This window comes from Micromonospora costi, from assembly GCF_003626655.1.
Taxonomy (GTDB): domain Bacteria; phylum Actinomycetota; class Actinomycetes; order Mycobacteriales; family Micromonosporaceae; genus Micromonospora; species Micromonospora costi.
Window position 1 is genome coordinate 725,186 of sequence record NZ_RBAN01000001.1, and the last position, 16,722, is coordinate 741,907.

Below are 16,722 nucleotides of genomic sequence, written 5' to 3' on the forward strand. Positions count from 1 at the left end.
GGATGAGCACGATGGGGCGTGCCTTTCGGCTTCGGCGACCTGACTGACCAGGCGCACCACCTGGTGTCCACCGGCGACCTGGCCGGCGCGCAACGGCTGCTGTCCGACGCGCTGAGCGAGGCCGACCCGCGCCCGGCCAACGCCACCGCCGACATGGCCGAGGCGGCGAGCCTGCACGCACGGGTGCTCGTGGCGCTCGGGGAGCCGCACTCCGCACGCGGGTGGGCCGCCTACGCGTACGCGGCGCAGACCCGCCTGCACGGCCGCTCCGACCCGCGTACGGTGGCCGCCGCCGCCACCCTGGCCGCGGTGCTGCACCGGGTGGGCAGCCAGTCCCGCGCCGCCCGGCTCTACCAGGACGTCATCGTCGAACTCACGGCCCAGGAGGGCCCGGAGTCGCTGCGCGTGCTCGCCGCCCACGCCGACCTGGCCACCGTGGAGTACGCACGCGGGCAGTGCCGGACCGCCCGGTACCGCCTGCGCGACGCCTGGGACCTGCACCGCGAGGTGTATGGCGAGGGCCACCCCAGCGGCATCAAGATGCTGGCCCGGCTCGGCGCGATGCAGCGCGACTGCGGGGAGTTCGCCGAGGCCCACGACAACCTCGCCCTGGCCCGGGAGCTCTGCCGGCAGCACCTGCCCGTCGACGACCCGCTCGCCGTCCAGGTGGCGGCGCTGGCCCGGGCCGCCGCCAACCCCGACCACGTCTGCGCGGACGAGCCACCGGACGCTCCGGTCGTGCCGTCCGCCCGCACCCCGTCCTACGGGGAGGCACCCGCGTACGACCCGGACCAGCCGGAGCCGGACGAGCCGCTGGCCGTGCCCACCCCGCGACAGCCGGCGGACGACCCGGCCGGCACCGACGAGGCGTGGTGGCCGCCGGACGAACCGGCCGGTTGGTCGGCGGACCCGACCCGGCCGGGGTGGCAGCAACCGGACGACCCGCCGACCCGGCCGGTCGACGAACCGGGCGCGGCCGCGCAGGCCACGTGGCCACCCGACGAGCCGGACGCGACCGGGCCGGCCGCGTCCGCGTGGACACCCGACGAGCCGAACGCGACCGGGCCGGCCGCGCGGCCGGGTGAGCCGGGCGCGGCCGGTCCCGCGGAGTGGCCGCCGGACGAGCCGCGCAGAGCCGGACAGGCCGCCTGGCCGCCGGAGGAGCCGAGCGGAGCGCGGCCCGCGGCGTGGCCGCCCGACGAGCCGGGCGCGGCGGGGCAGGCCGCGTGGCATCGGAACGAGCCGGGCGGGGCGCGGACCTCGGCATGGCCACCGGAGGAGCGTGGCGCGGCCGACGAGCCGGGCGGGGCAGGGGCTGCCGGGTGGCCGCCGGAGCGGCCGGGCGACGAGGTGCCGGGAGGGCCGCTACCGCCGCCGGGCGGCTCGGTGCCGCCCGCGGTGGTCGCCATGGCCGGCGCCGAGGAGGCCGACGGCGTGCACCGGGTCCGGCGGGGCGCCGACCCGGTCGAGCCGTACCAGCCGTCGCGGCTGTTGCCGGTGCCCGTGCGCCGTCCGTCCACCCCCGCCGGCCGGCGGCTGCTCCCGATCGTGGTGGGCGGGGTGGTCGTGGTGCTGCTGGGCGCCGCCGCGGTGATCGCAGGGGTGGCCGGGGTCGACGGCGACGACCCGCCCCGGGCGACGCCCAGCAGCGCACCCGGCTCCGCCACGACGGGGGGCACGCCCGGCCCGTCAGATACGCCGAGTCCCAGCCGTTCGGCGCCCACCGTCGCGGCGGCCACGCCCGGCACGCCGCCCAGTGGCGTGAGCCTGCGCGACAACCGCGACAACGTGACGCTGCGCTGGACGTACCCGGCCGGCGGCGAGGGGCCCGTCGTCGTCTCGGGCGGGCGGGCCGGCCAGCCCAAGTCGGCCCTCACCGACCTGCCCGCGGGCACCAACAGCTTCATCATCTACGGGCTGAACAGCAGCCTCGACTACTGCTTCACGGTGGCCGTCGTCTGGTCCACCGACACGATCGCCGCCGCCGACGAGGTGTGCACCCGCCGGCGGTGAGCAAGCGCCCGGCGCCGGGCGGTCCTGAGTGGCCCCCGCCCCACCGGGCACCGGCCCGGGGCGGGGTCCGCTGATCGACTCGACTTCCATGAAGACGCGCTGTCCGGCCCCACGTAACACCGCGACTTCCTGGAAGCCGAGTCGATCACGAAGTGCGAGATCGACACCGGATCGCCGATGTGGCGGTGTCCGGCGCGCGGGGACCCCGCCGGATCGGCGAGATGGAGTCGATCAAGGCCGAGCCCGGGCGACCCGACCCAGCCGGCCGGGCCCGGGCGCGGGGACACCCGTGCGAGCGCCGATCGACGACAATGCCCGTACGGGTCGCGGGGAGGAGCACCGATGACGGTCCTCAGGGGTCTGCGCGAGGCGCTGGTGCTGTTGGTGATCGCGCTGGTGGTCATCGCGGTCGCCGCGGCGGTCTGGGTCGCGGTGGCCGGTGGCGGGTTCGCGTCCCGGTTCGGGGTCGTGTCCCTCGTCGTCGGTGGGCTAGTCGGAGTCACCGGGGACCTGACCCTGAGCCGGATCGGCATGCTGGACGCGCGCGCGGCGTTCGGGCTGCCTCCCGAGCGCGAGACCGGCGGGGGCGGCCGCGTGCTCACCGGCGTCGGCATCTTCCTCTTCGTCGGGCTGCCGCTCGTCGTGGTCGGAGTCGTGGCCCTCGCCTGAGGTCCCTCAACCGGCGTCGGTGGTGGGCAACGCCGGCAGGCGCAGCGACACGCGCAGGCCCGGACCGTCGGCGTCGCCGAGGGTGACCGTGCCGCCGGCTCGGCGTACGAGCTCCCGCACGATCGCGAGCCCCAGGCCGGCCCCGCCGGCGTCGCGCGCCCGTGCGTCGTCCAGGCGTGTGAAGCGGTCGAACACGCGGTCCCGGTCGGCGACCGGGATGCCCGGCCCGTCGTCGATCACCGTCACCAGCTGGTACGCGCCGTCGGGCACGACGGCGAGCACCACCCGGGTACGGGCGTGCCGCACCGCGTTGTCGAGCAGGTTGGTGAGGATCCGGCGCAGCTCGTCCGGCTGCCCGACGGTCCACAGCGGCTCGTCCGGCGGCGTCACCCGCACGGGCGGGGACGGGTAGCGGCTTGCCACCGCGGTGAGCAGCTCGCCCAGCTCGACCGGGCCGACCGCCCGCCCGCGGGCCGCCCGCCCGCCGGCGCCAGCGCCGCCCGGCCCGGAACCAGCCCCACCCTGCCCCGAACCAGCCCCGCCCGGCCCGGAACCAGCGCCGCCCACGCTGGGGCCCGTCTCGCCGGCCGCAGCGCCCGACTCGTCGAGGCGGGCCAGCAGCAGCAGGTCGTCCACGAGCCGGGTGAGCCGCTCGGTGTCGGCGAGCAGGTTCCCGGTGACGGCGGACCAGTCCGTGCGGTCACCGAGGCGTCGCGCCACCTCCAGCTCCGTCCGGATGTTCGTGACCGGGCTGCGCAGCTCGTGCGCCGCGTCGGCCACGAAGGCCCGCTGCCGCCGACGCGCCGACTCGAGCCGGTCCAGCATCCCGTTGAGGGTGACGGCCAGCCGGTGCACCTCGTCCCGGGAGGCCGGCACCGGCAGGCGTCCGGGGCCGGCCCGACCGGTGATCTCCTCTGCGCCCCGGCGCAGCGCCTCGACGGGCCGCAGGGTGGCGCCGACCACCCGCCAGGCCACGGCGGCGAGCACCCCGACCAGCAGCGGGAAGCTGATCAGCAGGATGGCGCGCACCACGTGGGTGCTGTGCCGGACGTCCGCCATCGACTTGGCGACCAGGACGGTGAGCGGGTCCGAGGGGCGGCCGGCCGGCATGGTCACCACCCGTACCGGCCCGGCCAGCCCGACCCGCTCCCCCGACACCACGAGGCGCTGGCGGCGGTCCGGGTCCAACTGGTCGGGCCGGACCATCGGCACCAGCCGGTCGGCGTCGATCGACGCGGCTCGGATCCGTCCCTGCGCGTCGATCACCTGCACCCGGACCTGGCCGCCGGCCACCGGCAGCGGGTCGGGCAACGCGTCCTCGGCGGCGAGGCGGGTGACGGCCTCGGCCGTACGCGAGACGTCGCTGTCGACGCTGCGTTGCAGCGCGTACCCGAGGACGGCGAGCAGCAGCACCCCGCCGAGGGCCAGGCCGGCGGAGAGCCCCAGCACACCGATGACCATGAGGCGGCCGCGCAGCCCGAGAGCCACGTCCGGCAGTCGCAGCACCGACCGCAGCCGGGAGGCGACGCGTTCCCGGGTGTTCATGTGGCCAGGCGGTAGCCGGCGCCGCGGACGGTCTCGAGGCGCTCCCGGCCGATCTTGCGACGGAGGTAGCCCACGTACACCTCGACGGCGTTGGGGGCCGTCTCCACGCTGGCGTCCCAGACGTGGTCCAGCAGCTCGATCTTGGAGACCACCTCGCCGGGGCGGCGCATCAGGTAGTCGAGCAGCGCGTACTCGCGGGCGGTCAGCGCGACCTCGACGTCGGCCCGGGTCACCCGCCGACGGGCCGGGTCGAGCCGCAGGTCGCCCACGGTCAGCACGGTCGGCCGCTCGGGTGCGCCGCGACGCAGCAGGGCGCGCAGCCGGGCCAGCAGCACCACGTACGAGAAGGGCTTGGTGAGGTAGTCGTCGGCGCCGCAGTCGAGCCCGTCGGCCTGGTCGTACTCGCCGTCCTTCGCCGAGAGCATGAGCACCGGAAGCCAGTGCTCCTCGGCGCGCAGCCGGCGGACCAGTTCGTAGCCGGAGAACCCGGGCAGCATGACGTCCAGGATCATGGCGTCGTAACCGCCGCCCCGCGCCGCGTCGAGCCCGGCCGGGCCGTTCGACGCCACGTCCACGGCGAAACCCTCGGCCTGCAGACCCCGTTGCAGCGCGCCGGCCAGCCGCGCCTCGTCCTCCACCACCAGCAGCCGCACGCGTCAAGGGTGCCACCCGGCCGCACACCTATACCGCGGTCCTCAGCGCCCTCACAGCGTCCACCGGGCAGGATGTCGGGTAGGAGGTGCCGACATGTCCGTCCTTTCGAGCCGTCCCGTCCTGCGCTGGGTGGTCCCGGTGGCCGCCGCGGCCACCGTGATCGGTGGGGGTGCCGCCATCGGCACGTTCGCCGCGGAGGCCGAGCCGAGCCTGCCGCCCCGCACGGCCGCCCAGCTTTTGGTAGACCTGCAGACCTCGCAGCTGGAAGGGCTCTCCGGCACCGTCGTGCAACGGGCCGACCTGGGCCTCCCGCCGATCGCGGGCCTCGCGGCCGGCGCCAACGAGATCGCCGCCCTGGCGACCGGCACGCACACCCTGCGGGTCTGGTACTCGGGACCGGAGCGGCAGCGGGTCGCCCTGCTGGACACGCTCGGCGAGCGGGACATCATCCACAACGGCCGCGACGTCTGGACATGGGACAGCCGCGCCAACGCGGCGACCCACCGCACGCTCGGTCAGGACGCCGCCGGGAAGCCCGGTGCGGCCCACGAGGGCGCGCCGGAGCTGCCGTCCACGCCGCAGGAGGCCGCCGACCTGGCGCTCGCCGCCATCGACCCGACCACCGCGGTCAGCGTCGGCCGGGCCGCCACGGTCGCCGGGCGGGACGCGTACGAGCTGGTGCTGGAGCCGCGCGACAAGGCGTCGCTCGTCCACCAGCTGCGGATCGCCATCGACGCCCGCGAGCACGTGCCGCTGCGGTTCGAGGTGTTCGCCACCGGCAGTGACCAGCCCGCGTTCGAGGTGGCGTTCACGCAGGTCGACTTCCGCCGGCCGGACGCCGACCAGTTCACCTTCAACCCGCCGCCCGGCGCCACGGTGAAGGAGGAGACGGCCGACCGGCCGGACGCCCCGACCCGCAGGCACGAGGCGGAGCAGCACCCGCAGGTGCGTACGGTCGGAACCGGCTGGACCACGGTGGTGGAGGCCCGGGTCGACGGCGCGGACGCGCCGGGCGCCGCCGGGGCGAAGAGCCCGGCGGGCGACGAACTGGCCGGCGCGCTCGGGTCGTTGCCGGCGGTCAGCGGCGACTGGGGCAGCGGCCGGCTGTTCACCACGAAGCTCGTCACCGTGCTGCTGACCGATGACGGCCGGGTGCTGGCCGGTGCGGTCACGCCGGAGCGGCTCTACGAGGTCGCCCGCGGCTGATCCGTCCGCGAAGGGGAGTCCACGGCGCTGCCGGCCACCGGCCGGCAGCGCCGTTCGCGCCTATCCCGCTCCGGCGCGGGCGCGGAGCAGGTCCAGGACCAGCGCCAGCGGCGGCCAGCCGGCGCGTCCCCGGCGGACGACCGCGTACGAGCGCAGCCGCGCCTCCGGCCCGGTGAGCGGGAGCAGGCGGACGCCCGGCAGGGTCGGCTGGTCCGCCGGGAGCAGCCCGACGCCGAGCCCGGCGACGATCATGTCCTGGACGAGTTCCAGGCTGTCCGCGCGGTGCTCGATCCGGGGTTCGAAGTCCGCCATGGCGGCGATGGCGCGCACCACCAGCTCGTCGGCCGTGTTGCGGGAGTTGACGATCCAGTCGTGGGCCGCGTACCGGGCGAAGACCTCCGGCGACGCACCGGTGGCGGGCGGACCGTCGGCCGGCACGCCGAGACCCCAGGCCGCCGACCACAGGGGGACGGCCTCGACGGTGCGGTCGGCGGGCGCCGGGGCGAGGTGGTAGTCGTAGGTCAGCGCGAGGTCGACCTCGTCGGCCGCCAGCAGCGCGTACGCCTCGGCGGGCTCGTGCTCGTGGATACGCAGCCGCACGGCCGGGTGGTGGGCCGCGAGGTCGGCGGCGGCCGGCAGCAGCGACCGGCGTACGGCGGTGGCGAACCCGGCGACGCGCACCGTGCCGGCGGGCTCGGCGTGCGGGTCGAGGTCCAGGCGGGCCGCCTCGACGGCGGCGAGGATCGTCACCGCGTGCCCGGCGAGCCGCCGGCCCGCGGGGGTGAGCCGGACCCGCCGCCCGGCCGGCTCGACGAGTTCGGCGCCGACCTCGCGGGCGAGCACCGCGAGCTGCTGCGAGACCGTGGAGGTGGTCACTCCCAGCTCGTCGGCGACCGCCCGCATCGAGCCCAGCCGGGCCAGCTCGTGCAGCAGTCGCAGCCGGCGCAGGTCCACGCCGCCATTGTTCAGCATTTCCGAACGGTCCGTCCAGCAATCACACGTGGACGTGAACGGTGGTGAACCGGTCTACTGGGTGCATGACACCCACCCGCGCCGGTTCGGCGATGGCCCTCGCCTCGATGATGCTCGTGCAACTCGGGCTGGCCGCCTCGGTCGGCCTGTTCGACCAGGTCGGTCCGGAGGGGGCGGCCTGGCTCCGGCTGGCCTGGGCCGGGGTCCTCCTGGCGGTGCTGGTGCGCCCGCGTCCGTCCACGTTCACCCGCTCCGCGCTGCGTGCCTGCGTGGCGCTGGGCGTGGTGACGGCCGGGATCACCATCCTGTTCATGGCCGCCGTGGCCCGGCTGCCGCTGGGCACCGCCAGCGCGCTGGAGTTCCTCGGCCCGCTCGGCATCGCGGTGGCGCGCGGCCGGGGCGGCACCAAGTGGTGGCCGGTGCTCGCCGGCGTCGGGGTGCTGCTGCTCACCGAACCGTGGCGGGGCGGCGCCGACCCGGTCGGGGTGGCGTACGCGCTGGCCGCCGGCGCCTGCTGGGCCGCGTACATCCTGCTCACCCAGCGGGTCGGCGACGAGGTTTCCGGTCTGCGCGGCCTGGCCGTCTCCATGCCGGTGGCCGCCCTGGTGGCCACCGTGGCCGTGGGGCCGTCGGTCTTCGCCGACCTCACGTGGGAGGTGGTGCTCGCCGGCCTGGGCCTCGCGGTGCTGCTGCCGGTCGTCCCGTTCGTCCTCGAACTGCTCGCCCTGCGCCGGCTCACGACCGCCGCGTTCGGCACGCTCATGAGCCTGGAGCCGGCGATCGCCCTGCTCGTGGGGTTGGTGGCGCTGCACCAGCTGCCGGGCGTCGCGCCGCTGGTGGGCGTCGCGTTCGTGGTGGTCGCCGGCATCGGCGCGGAACGCAGCGGCGGGCGGCCGGAGGTGGTGACGCCGGCCCGGGTCGAGCCGGAGCCGGCCGGGAGCAGGTGACGGGCCGCCGGGGGCGCGGCGGGCGGGCGCCGGGCCGCGGCGGGCGGGCGCTGGGCCGCGGCGGGCGTGATCGACTCGACTTCCCGGAAGTCGCGGTGTCGGGGCGGGCCGGACACCGCGACTTCCAGGAAACGGAGTCGATCAGGCGGCGGAGGCCGGAGCGTCAGCCCCGGCTGCCCGTCACGTCGTCGGCGGCGGCCCTGGGCCGGGGCGCGGACGGTGCGGCGTCGAGGGCCGCGAGGAACGCGTCGGCGAGCAGGGCGTGCCCGGGCAGGTTCGGGTGCACCCGGTCGTCGGCCCATTTACCGGGCGGACTCACCGCGAGCGCCCGGTCGACGGCCGCCTGCGTGGGCACGTGCACCGCGCCGAACTCGACGGCGAGCGCCGCCACGACGGCCGCGTACCGGTCGGCGTCGGCGCGCTGCGGCTCGGCCCGGTCGGGCTCGATGAGGTACGGGTCGCCGAGGATCAGCCGGCAGCCGGTCGCCTCGACCGCCCGGGTCAGCAGCGCCCGGAGCGTCCGCTCGTACTCGTCGATCGGGACGGCCTCGGCCTCCGGACCCCGGTAGCGGCGCCAGATGTCGTTGATCCCGATCATCACGGAGAGCCAGTCCGGGTGCTCCCCCACCGCGTCCCGTTCCCAGCGGGCCGCGAGGTGGCGGACCGTGTCGCCGCTCACGCCCCGGTTGACCCAGTGCAGGTCGAGGTCGGGGTGGCGGGCTGTGACGAAGGCGCGGACCAGGCTCACGTACCCGTTGCCGTAGGGAGCGGCGACGTCCCGGCGGCCGCAGTCGGTGATGCTGTCACCCATGAACACGATCCGCTGGCCGGCCCGCAGGATCATCGCCGTCGCACCTCGCCGCCACACGCGCGAACCGCCGGTCGGGCTTGGTCCGGACCGTGGCGACGCGCTATCTTTCAGAGTTCAGGCACAAAAAAGAACGGCTCATAAAGCCGTTCCTGCAACGAATTCTAATTCTTAGGGAGACGGCTTGTCAAGGCACTCCGGCGGTACGGACGAATTGCCGGTCGACGACGAGATCGGTCGCGAGCAGGAGTACGTGAGTGTGCTCTACCACCGCCTCGACGAGCTGCGTGAGCAGGCCGCCCGGCGGCTCACCGACGAGCTGCGGGCGACCGGGGGCACCCTCCAGGCCCGTTCCCAGCGCGACAGTTCCGTGCGCATGTACGCCGACCAGGTCGAGCAGTTCTCGGCGGTCGAGAACGGACTCTGCTTCGGACGGCTCGACGGTGAGGACGATTCGCGCCGCTACATCGGCCGGATCGGCATCTTCGACACCAGCGGCGACTACGACCCGCTGCTCATCGACTGGCGCGCACCGGCGGCCCGGCCGTTCTACCTCGCGACGGCCGCCAACCCGCAGGGCGTACGCCGCCGCCGGCACCTGCGTACGCGCCAGCGGAAGGTCACCGGTCTCAACGACGAGGTGCTGGACATCACCACCGCCTCCCCCACGGCCCACGAGGAGCTGACCGGCGAGGCGTCGCTGCTGGCCGCGCTGAACGCGGGCCGGACCGGCCGGATGCGGGACATCGTCGAGACCATCCAGGTCGAGCAGGACCAGATCATCCGGGCCGACCTGCCCGGGGTGCTGGTGGTCCAGGGTGGCCCGGGCACCGGCAAGACGGCCGTCGCGCTGCACCGCGCCGCGTACCTGCTCTACACCCACCGGCGCGAGCTCTCCACCCGCGGCGTCCTGCTCGTCGGCCCGAACGCCACGTTCCTGCGCTACATCTCGCACGTGCTCCCGGCACTGGCCGAGACGGGCGTGCTGCTGCGTACGCAGGCCGACCTGTTCCCCGGCGTGCAGGCCCGCCGGGTCGAGTCGGCCGAGGCCGCCGCGCTCAAGGGCCGGCCGGTGATGGTCGACGTGCTGGCCGCGGCCGTACGGGACCGGCAGCGGGTGCCCGACGAGCCGATGGCGGTCGAGGTGGAACGGGAGGTGCTCACCCTCGACCCGGAGACCGTCCGCGCGGCCCGGGACCACGCCCGCCGCACCGGCCGGGCCCACAACCTGGCCCGGGCGGTGTTCGACATCGAGGTCGTCCACGCCCTCGCCGACCAGGTGGCCGAGCGGATCGGCGCGGACCCGCTCGGCGGGGAGAACCTCCTCGACGAGGCCGACCGGGCCGAGATCCGCCGCGAACTGCGCGAGGAGCCCGGGCTCCGCGCCGCGTTGGACGAGCTGTGGCCGGTGCTCACGCCGCAGCGCCTGCTCGCCGACCTGTACGCCGACGTCGACGCGATCGCCTCCGCCGCGCCCATGCTGACCGACGACGAGCGGGCGCTGCTGCACCGCGAGCCCGGCGGCTGGACGCCCGCAGACGTGCCGCTGCTCGACGAGGCCGCCGAACTGCTCGGCGAGGACGAGCGCGCCGCCGCGGCCCGCCGGGAACGCATCCGGTCGTTCCAACGGGAGTACGCCGAGGGCGTGCTCGAGATCGCCCGGGGTTCCCGCTCGATCGACGTGGAGGACGAGGCCGACGGCGGTGAGATCCTCGGCGTCGCCGACCTGATCGACGCCGACCGGCTGCTGGAACGGCAGGAGGAGGCCGACCGGCTGACCACCGCGCAGCGGGCCGCGGCCGATCGCCGGTGGGCGTTCGGTCACGTCATCGTGGACGAGGCGCAGGAGCTGTCGCCGATGGCCTGGCGCCTGCTCATGCGGCGCTGCCCCAGCCGCTCGATGACGATCGTGGGCGACGTGGCGCAGACCGGCGCGCTGGCCGGCACACCGTCGTGGCAGGAGGCGCTGAAGCCGTACGTGGCGGACCGGTGGCGGCTGACCGAGCTGACCGTCAGCTACCGCACCCCGGCGGAGATCATGGCGGTCGCCGCCGACCTGCTCACCGAGATCGACCCGACGCTGCGTCCGCCGCGCTCGGTACGCGCGAGCGGCGTACCGCCGTGGGACCGTTCGGTTCCCGCGGGCCGGCTGGCCGCGGAGCTGGTCGACGCGGCGCGCGGGGAGGCGGCCGGGCTCGACGAGGGCCGGCTCGGCGTGATCGTGCCGGCCGGCCTGGTGGACGACCTGGGCGCGGCGCTCACCGCGGCGCTGCCCGAGGCGGCCGTCGGCGACCACCCCGAGCTGGAGAGCCGCGTGGTGGTGCTCACCGTGGTCCAGGCCAAGGGGCTCGAGTTCGACTCGGTGCTGGTGGTCGACCCGGACCGGATCGTGGCCGAGTCACCGCGCGGCCGCAGCGACCTGTACGTCGCCCTGACCCGCGCCACCCAACGCCTGGGCGTCCTCCGCCCAGCCTGATCCACCCCAACCCGGCCCCGCCCCCGCCCGGCCCCGGCCCCCGGCGCCGGCCGTCCACTGTCGATCATGAAGTTGTTGCGCGCCGACACGGCGTGTCGCGGCAATAACTTCATGATCACGGGGCCGGCCGGCGGGGCCGGCCGGGCCGGGCGGGGCCGGCCGGGCCGGGCGGGGCCGGCCGGGCCGGGGCCGCGGGCGCGGCCGGCCTTACTGGGACGGGTTGTCCTCGGTGGTGAAGTTGCCTACCTGGCTGGCGGCGCTGGACTGGTCGCTCGTGCTGCCACCGGCCGGGGTGCTCATGCCGCCGGTGGTGGCGTCGCCCGTGGTGGTCGGCGCCACCTTGCCCGGGTGTTTCTCGGGCTGACGCGCCACGCGGCGGACGCTGGCCGGGCCGGCGGTGCCACCGGTCGTGGTGACCGCGCCCTGACCGCCGACCGGACCGCCGTCGCGGAGCACGCTCGGGTCGACCGGTACGTGCGCCGGGTCGTCGGGGTCGACGTCCTGGATCGCCCGCTGCACGTCGGTCTGGGGCACCGTCACCTCGTCGAGGGCGCCCTCGCCGTAGATCCCGCCGGCGATCCGGTCCTCGGCCCGCCGGGCGGCGTCCTGTCGCATGTCGTCCTCACGCACGTCAACCACCTCGCAGAAACATCGGTCTCTCTGCGTGCCCGACGCCGGCCCGGTCAAACACCCGCGGGCGATCCGCAGACACCGTCCGCCCCGGTTAACCCGCGCGTCTCCCGCCGGCCGCCTTCGCGCCTCCCCCGCTGCCCATGCTGACGCGGATCGGCGGGAGACGCCCGCCGGAGGAGGAGTGACAGCGTGCGCACAGTACGGCGCATCGCGGTGGCGGCCCTGGCGGCCGCGACCGTGACGACCGGGCTCGCGGTGCCCGCCGGGGCGAAGCCGCGACCGGACCGGACATTCGACGTGCAGGCCCACCGCGGTGGTCTCGGGCTGCGGGTGGAGAACACCCTCGCCTCGTTCGGCAACGCCCTCCAGCTCGGGGTCAGCACTCTGGAACTGGACGTGCAGATCACCGAGGACGGCCAGGCCGTGGTGACCCACGACCGGAAGGTGACCGGCACCAAGTGCGTGGACACCGCCCCCGCGACCCCCGGTGACCCGGAGTTCCCGTACGTCGGGAAGTACGTCAACACGCTCACCCTGGCCCAGGTGCGCACCCTCGACTGCGGGTCGAAGACGCTGGCCGACAAGCCCGGCCAGCTCGCCGTGCCGGGTGCCCGCATGCCCCTGCTGCGTGAGGTCTTCGCCCTGGTCAAGCGCTACGGCGCGGACGACGTGACGCTCAACGTGGAGACCAAGGTGGAGGCCGGCGCGCCGACCGAGACCGCCCCGCGCGAGCAGTTCGTGCAGGTCACGGCCGCCGAGATCCGGCGTGCCGGGCTGTTGAAGCAGGTGACCATCCAGAGCTTCGACTGGGGCGCGCTGATGCGGATGCGCCAGGTCGAGCCGCGGCTGCCTCTCGTCGCGCTGACCAACTACGACTTCCTGCAGACCGGGCAGCCGGGCGCCTCGCCGTGGCTGGGCGGGCTGGACATCGACGCGTTCGGCGGCGACCCCATCAAGGCCGTCCGCAGCTTCGGCGCCAGCGCGTTCTCGCCGGTGCACGGCTTCCCGCAGAACGGCATGGTCACCGACCCGGACTACCGGCCGTACGTCACCCGGGACATGGTGGCGCGGGCGCACCGCTACGGCATCAAGGTCATCCCGTGGACCGTCGACGACGTGCCCACCATGGCGAAGCTCATCGACGACGGCGTGGACGGCATCATCACCGACTACCCGGACCGGCTGCGCGGCCTGCTCGCGCAGCGCGGCTACCAACTGCCCAAGGAGTACGCGGCGCCGTTCGACATCCAGGCGCACCGCGGCGGCCGGGCGACGCGGCCGGAGAACACCCTGCCCGCCTTCAGCAACGCGCTCGCGAACAAGGCGATCTCCACTCTGGAGCTGGACACCGGGGTGACCGAGGACGGCGCGCTGGTGGTGCTGCACGACCGGGCCATCAACGGCTCGCACTGCATCGACACCGGGCCGGCCCGGCCCGGTGACCCGGAGTTCCCGTACGTGGGCAAGCCGGTGCACGAGCTGACCCTCGCGCAGATCAAGACGATCGACTGCGGCACGAAGACGCTGCCGGAGCTGCCGGCGCAGGTGCCTGCCCCGGGTGCCCGGATCCCGACCCTCGACGAGGTCTTCGCCCTGGTCAAGGGCAGCGGCCGGACGGACGTCCGGATGAACATCGAGACCAAGATCAGCCCGCTGGTGGACGACACCGAGCCGTACCGCAGCTTCACCCGCAAGCTGGTCACCGCGATCGAGCGGGCCGGCTTCACCGGCCGCGCCACCATCCAGTCGTTCGACTGGCGGACCATCACGTACGCGCGCCAGCTGGACAAGCGGATCGAGACGGTGGCGCTGGTCTGGCAGTACGGCCCCGCCGAGTGCGCCAGCCTCGCCGACGAGTGCTCGCTCCAGGCGGTGTACGGCGACCGGTCGGTCAAGAGCCCGTGGACCGGCGGGCTGGACTGGTGGAAGTACCAGGACCTCGGCAAGCTGACCCGCGCCGCGGGCGCGAGCACGGTGTCGGCGAACTGGCAGGTGCACGACCCGGAGCAGGGCACCGTGGCCTCGGCCGACTGGTACCTGCGGGAGAACCCGGCGTACTTCCACGGACCGGACGTGCGGACCCTCCAGACCCGGTACGGCCTCAAGGTGATCCCGTACACCGTCGACGACGCGGCCGTGATGCAGCGGCTGATCGACCTCGGTGTGGACGGCGTCATCACCGACGACCCCGACCTGCTCGTCGGTGTCGCCATCCGCAACGGCCTGCGCTGACGTACCACGCCGGTGGCGCCCGCGCGGCGGGCGCCACCGGCGGCGCCTCCTCCTCTTCCCGCGCCGGACGGATTTCCGGCCGGGAGCGGGTGTTACCTCGCCCGGGCCCTCGGGTAGTCGGTGGGCGTCCCCGCCACGAACCCACGAAACCGTGCCGTGGCCGGAACGCGGTAGCGGGGCGAGGGAGCGCACGACTCATCGCATCCTGAGGAGGACAAGATGAGCACGCAGGCTGCGTCCACCAGGCCGATGAACCGGCCGAACGCGGACATCCAGAACCGTCAGGCGATGCAGGAGACGCCGACCCGTCCCATGCCGATGGTGAGCGACGGGCACCGTGAGCCGACGCCGCAGACGGGTACCGAGACCAAGCAGGCGTTCCTCACGACGGAATTCTGGATCTACGCCGTCGCCGTCGCGGCCGTGGTGATCGCCGCGTTCTGGGGTGGTTCGGCCACCAACGGGCTGAACATCAACAACCCGACCCAGTCGTGGTGGATCATCGCGACCCTGACCGGCGCCTACCTGGTGAGCCGGGGTCTCTCGAAGGCCGGGTCGCCGAAGCGCTCGCTGGGCGAGCGGCGCACGGGCCGGCGTTGACGCTTGTGCCGATGGCGGCCCCGGGAATTCTCCCGGGGCCGCCATCATCGCTTTCCCCTACCGGCGGACGGGACGTCCCGTCCGCCGCGCCCATTCCATAGTGGACGGGCGGAACCTACTCGTCGAAGCCGAAGTCCTCGCCGAGGTCGCCCTCGAAGGCGTCCTCGATCAGCTCACCCGCGATCATGCCGCCGGCCACACCGAGCGCCGCGCCGGCGACCATCCCGCCCACGCCGTGCCCCCGGCCGTGGCCGTGGTGACCGCCGTGGCCGAAGCCCGCGGCGCGCAGGCCTCCGTAGTGCGACGTGGTTTCCCGCAGCCAGCCGTCGACCACCTGCGTCCAGTCGACCCGGTCGGCGTCGGCGTGCGAGACGTGGTAGCGGCCGAACGTGTCGTGGCCGGAGCTGAGGAAGCCGCCGCGCTTGTCGCACTCCAGCACCACGTCGACACCGCGCTGGCTGGTCACGAACGTCAGCTCGACCTCGGTGACGGTCTGCGCGTACTGCGGCGCCGCGTAGAACTCGATCTCCTGGTAGAACGGCAGCGTCTGCTGGACGCCGTGGATCCGGCCGCGCTCGAGGTCGGCGTGCTTGAACCGGAAGCCGAGGCGCTGGAACGCCTCCAGGATCCGCTCGTGCACCGGCAGCGGGTGCACGGCCACCTGGTCCAGGTCGCTCTTGTCGACTGCCCGGGCCACCGCCAGCTCGGTGCGCAGGCCCATCGTCATGCCGTGCAGCCGCTGGCCGTAGACGTCGGTGATGGGGGTCTCCCACGGCACCGGCAGCTGGAACGGGATGGCCAGCTGCTGCTTCGGGGCGAGCTGCAACGGGCCGCTGACCGCCATCCGGTGGAACTCCATGATGCCGGCGTACTCGGTGTCGTGCCCCTCGATCTCGACCCGGGTGACGAGGCTGAGCACGACCTGCTCGATGGTCGCGGCTGCGTCACCGCCAAGCAGGTTGACCTGGCCGTCGAGGGTCAGGCCCGGGCGGGTGTTCGGGTTGGTCAGCACCGTGTCGACGCTGGGGCCGCCCACACCGAACGCGCTCATCATCTTCTTGAAGACCATCGGAACTCCCGTGCGACCGCCGAGGGCTCCACCGTGGAGCCGGACGTTGCTCGCACGCACCCTAACCGGCGGCCCTGTGAGGTCCCTGTGAAGCGGCCCGGCGGGTCTAGCCCGCGTCCACCACGACCAGCTCGCCCACCTGCTCGCCGATGACCGTACGGGCCTCGGCCGGCAGGCCGGCGTCGGTGACGAGGATGTCGGCGGCCTCCAGCGGCGCGATGGTCGCGATGCCGATCGTCTCCCACTTCGTGTGGTCGGCGAGCACCACCAGGCGGCGAGCCGAACCGATCAGGCAGCGGTTCACCCCCGCCTCCAGCAGGTTCGGGGTGGTGAAACCGGTGCGGGGGCTCATCCCGTGCACGCCGAGGAACAGCAGGTCGACGTTGAGCGAGCCGATGGCCGCCTCGGCGACCGGCCCGGTCAGCGCGTCCGAGGGGGTGCGGATGCCACCGGTCAGCACGACCGTACGGTCCGCGCGCGGGTCCTGGTAGAGCGCGTCGGCCACCGGGATCGAGTTGGTCACCACGGTGAGCCCGCGGACCTCCGACAGCAGGGTCGCCAGCGCGGCGGTGGTCGTCCCGGCCGAGAGCGCGATCGCCATGCCCGGTTCCACCAGGGCGGCCGCCCGCTCGGCGATGGCCCGCTTCTCCGCCTGCTGGCGGATCGACTTCGCCGCGAACCCCGGCTCGTCGGCCGAGCCGGGGCCGGCCAACGTCGCGCCGCCGTGGACCTTGTCCACGAGGCCGCGCTCGGCCAGCACCTCCAGGTCACGCCGGATCGTCATGTCCGACACGCCGAACTGACGTACCAGGTGGCTGACCCGGACACCGCCGTGCTGCCGGATCAGATCGAGGATGGCGCTCTGCCGCTGCTGGGCGAGCATCCGGTCACACCTCCT

The 16,722-nt window shown here is 74.6% G+C and carries 14 protein-coding genes; 7 read left to right on the forward strand and 7 right to left on the reverse strand.

Annotation, left to right across the window (positions count from 1 at the left end):
* Nucleotides 1–18: 18 nt before the first annotated feature.
* Both D7193_RS03280 and D7193_RS03285 read left to right on the forward strand, forming a co-directional pair.
* Nucleotides 19–2,013, forward strand: coding sequence for a tetratricopeptide repeat protein (locus tag D7193_RS03280; protein WP_120777870.1), 1,995 nt, complete (start codon nucleotides 19–21; stop codon nucleotides 2,011–2,013).
* A 342-nt stretch (nucleotides 2,014–2,355) separates the two neighbouring features.
* Nucleotides 2,356–2,682 (forward strand): hypothetical protein, encoded by a 327-nt coding sequence (locus D7193_RS03285; protein WP_120777871.1) that lies wholly within the window; start codon nucleotides 2,356–2,358, stop codon nucleotides 2,680–2,682.
* A 6-nt stretch (nucleotides 2,683–2,688) separates the two neighbouring features.
* Here the strand turns inward: D7193_RS03285 and D7193_RS34035 are convergent, their stop codons facing one another.
* Together D7193_RS34035 and D7193_RS03295 are read right to left on the reverse strand one after the other, a co-directional pair.
* Nucleotides 2,689–4,143 carry a sensor histidine kinase gene (locus tag D7193_RS34035; protein ID WP_241562893.1) on the reverse strand — a complete coding sequence of 485 codons (1,455 nt, stop codon included), beginning with the start codon at nucleotides 4,141–4,143 and terminating at the stop codon, nucleotides 2,689–2,691.
* Between the two features lie 80 nt (nucleotides 4,144–4,223).
* Nucleotides 4,224–4,880 (reverse strand): response regulator transcription factor, encoded by a 657-nt coding sequence (locus D7193_RS03295; protein WP_120777872.1) that lies wholly within the window; start codon nucleotides 4,878–4,880, stop codon nucleotides 4,224–4,226.
* A gap of 94 nt (nucleotides 4,881–4,974) precedes the next feature.
* On the opposite strand from D7193_RS03295, the gene D7193_RS03300 reads away from it, so the two are divergent.
* Entirely contained in the window at nucleotides 4,975–6,087 is a 1,113-nt protein-coding gene (locus D7193_RS03300; RefSeq protein WP_120777873.1) for a LolA family protein, read from the forward strand.
* Nucleotides 6,088–6,147: 60 nt separating this feature from the next.
* On the opposite strand, the gene D7193_RS03305 is transcribed toward D7193_RS03300, so the two are convergent.
* Nucleotides 6,148–7,059, reverse strand: coding sequence for a LysR family transcriptional regulator (locus D7193_RS03305; RefSeq protein ID WP_241562803.1), 912 nt, complete (start codon nucleotides 7,057–7,059; stop codon nucleotides 6,148–6,150).
* A gap of 65 nt (nucleotides 7,060–7,124) precedes the next feature.
* On the opposite strand from D7193_RS03305, the gene D7193_RS03310 reads away from it, so the two are divergent.
* Nucleotides 7,125–8,006, forward strand: a complete 882-nt coding sequence (locus D7193_RS03310; protein ID WP_206611845.1) for an EamA family transporter — start codon at nucleotides 7,125–7,127, stop codon at nucleotides 8,004–8,006.
* A 163-nt stretch (nucleotides 8,007–8,169) separates the two neighbouring features.
* On the opposite strand, the gene D7193_RS03315 is transcribed toward D7193_RS03310, so the two are convergent.
* On the reverse strand, nucleotides 8,170–8,850 hold the full coding sequence (locus tag D7193_RS03315) for an SGNH/GDSL hydrolase family protein (protein ID WP_120777874.1): 681 nt from the start codon (nucleotides 8,848–8,850) through the stop codon (nucleotides 8,170–8,172).
* Between the two features lie 148 nt (nucleotides 8,851–8,998).
* Here D7193_RS03315 and D7193_RS03320 point away from each other — a divergent pair, with 148 nt between their 5' ends.
* Nucleotides 8,999–11,290, forward strand: coding sequence for a HelD family protein (locus tag D7193_RS03320; protein ID WP_120777875.1), 2,292 nt, complete (start codon nucleotides 8,999–9,001; stop codon nucleotides 11,288–11,290).
* Nucleotides 11,291–11,497: 207 nt separating this feature from the next.
* Here D7193_RS03320 and D7193_RS03325 read toward each other — a convergent pair whose 3' ends face one another.
* Nucleotides 11,498–11,920: a hypothetical protein gene (locus D7193_RS03325; RefSeq protein WP_120777876.1), complete on the reverse strand. Its 423-nt coding sequence runs from the start codon at nucleotides 11,918–11,920 to the stop codon at nucleotides 11,498–11,500.
* A gap of 192 nt (nucleotides 11,921–12,112) precedes the next feature.
* On the opposite strand from D7193_RS03325, the gene D7193_RS03330 reads away from it, so the two are divergent.
* Nucleotides 12,113–14,155, forward strand: a complete 2,043-nt coding sequence (locus tag D7193_RS03330) for a glycerophosphodiester phosphodiesterase family protein (RefSeq protein WP_120777877.1) — start codon at nucleotides 12,113–12,115, stop codon at nucleotides 14,153–14,155.
* 219 nt (nucleotides 14,156–14,374) lie between these two features.
* Nucleotides 14,375–14,755 carry a hypothetical protein gene (locus D7193_RS03340; RefSeq protein WP_120777879.1) on the forward strand — a complete coding sequence of 127 codons (381 nt, stop codon included), beginning with the start codon at nucleotides 14,375–14,377 and terminating at the stop codon, nucleotides 14,753–14,755.
* Between the two features lie 115 nt (nucleotides 14,756–14,870).
* On the opposite strand, the gene D7193_RS03345 is transcribed toward D7193_RS03340, so the two are convergent.
* The gene (locus D7193_RS03345) at nucleotides 14,871–15,824 is read right to left on the reverse strand and encodes a sporulation protein (RefSeq protein ID WP_120777880.1); all 954 of its coding nucleotides are present in this window, start codon (nucleotides 15,822–15,824) and stop codon (nucleotides 14,871–14,873) included.
* A 106-nt stretch (nucleotides 15,825–15,930) separates the two neighbouring features.
* Nucleotides 15,931–16,707, reverse strand: coding sequence for a DeoR/GlpR family DNA-binding transcription regulator (locus tag D7193_RS03350; RefSeq protein WP_120777881.1), 777 nt, complete (start codon nucleotides 16,705–16,707; stop codon nucleotides 15,931–15,933).
* Nucleotides 16,708–16,722 lie beyond the last annotated feature (15 nt).

Excerpts from the sequence above, each read along its gene's own strand:
- D7193_RS03285 (WP_120777871.1), top strand. The coding sequence starts at position 2,356 with ATGACGGTCCTCAGGGGTCTGCGCGAGGCGCTGGTGCTGTTGGTGATC.
- D7193_RS34035 (WP_241562893.1), bottom strand. The coding sequence starts at position 4,143 with ATGGTCATCGGTGTGCTGGGGCTCTCCGCCGGCCTGGCCCTCGGCGGG.
- D7193_RS03300 (WP_120777873.1), top strand. The coding sequence starts at position 4,975 with ATGTCCGTCCTTTCGAGCCGTCCCGTCCTGCGCTGGGTGGTCCCGGTG.
- D7193_RS03305 (WP_241562803.1), bottom strand. The coding sequence starts at position 7,059 with ATGCTGAACAATGGCGGCGTGGACCTGCGCCGGCTGCGACTGCTGCAC.
- D7193_RS03310 (WP_206611845.1), top strand. The coding sequence starts at position 7,125 with ATGACACCCACCCGCGCCGGTTCGGCGATGGCCCTCGCCTCGATGATG.
- D7193_RS03315 (WP_120777874.1), bottom strand. The coding sequence starts at position 8,850 with ATGATCCTGCGGGCCGGCCAGCGGATCGTGTTCATGGGTGACAGCATC.
- D7193_RS03340 (WP_120777879.1), top strand. The coding sequence starts at position 14,375 with ATGAGCACGCAGGCTGCGTCCACCAGGCCGATGAACCGGCCGAACGCG.
- D7193_RS03345 (WP_120777880.1), bottom strand. The coding sequence starts at position 15,824 with ATGGTCTTCAAGAAGATGATGAGCGCGTTCGGTGTGGGCGGCCCCAGC.
- D7193_RS03350 (WP_120777881.1), bottom strand. The coding sequence starts at position 16,707 with ATGCTCGCCCAGCAGCGGCAGAGCGCCATCCTCGATCTGATCCGGCAG.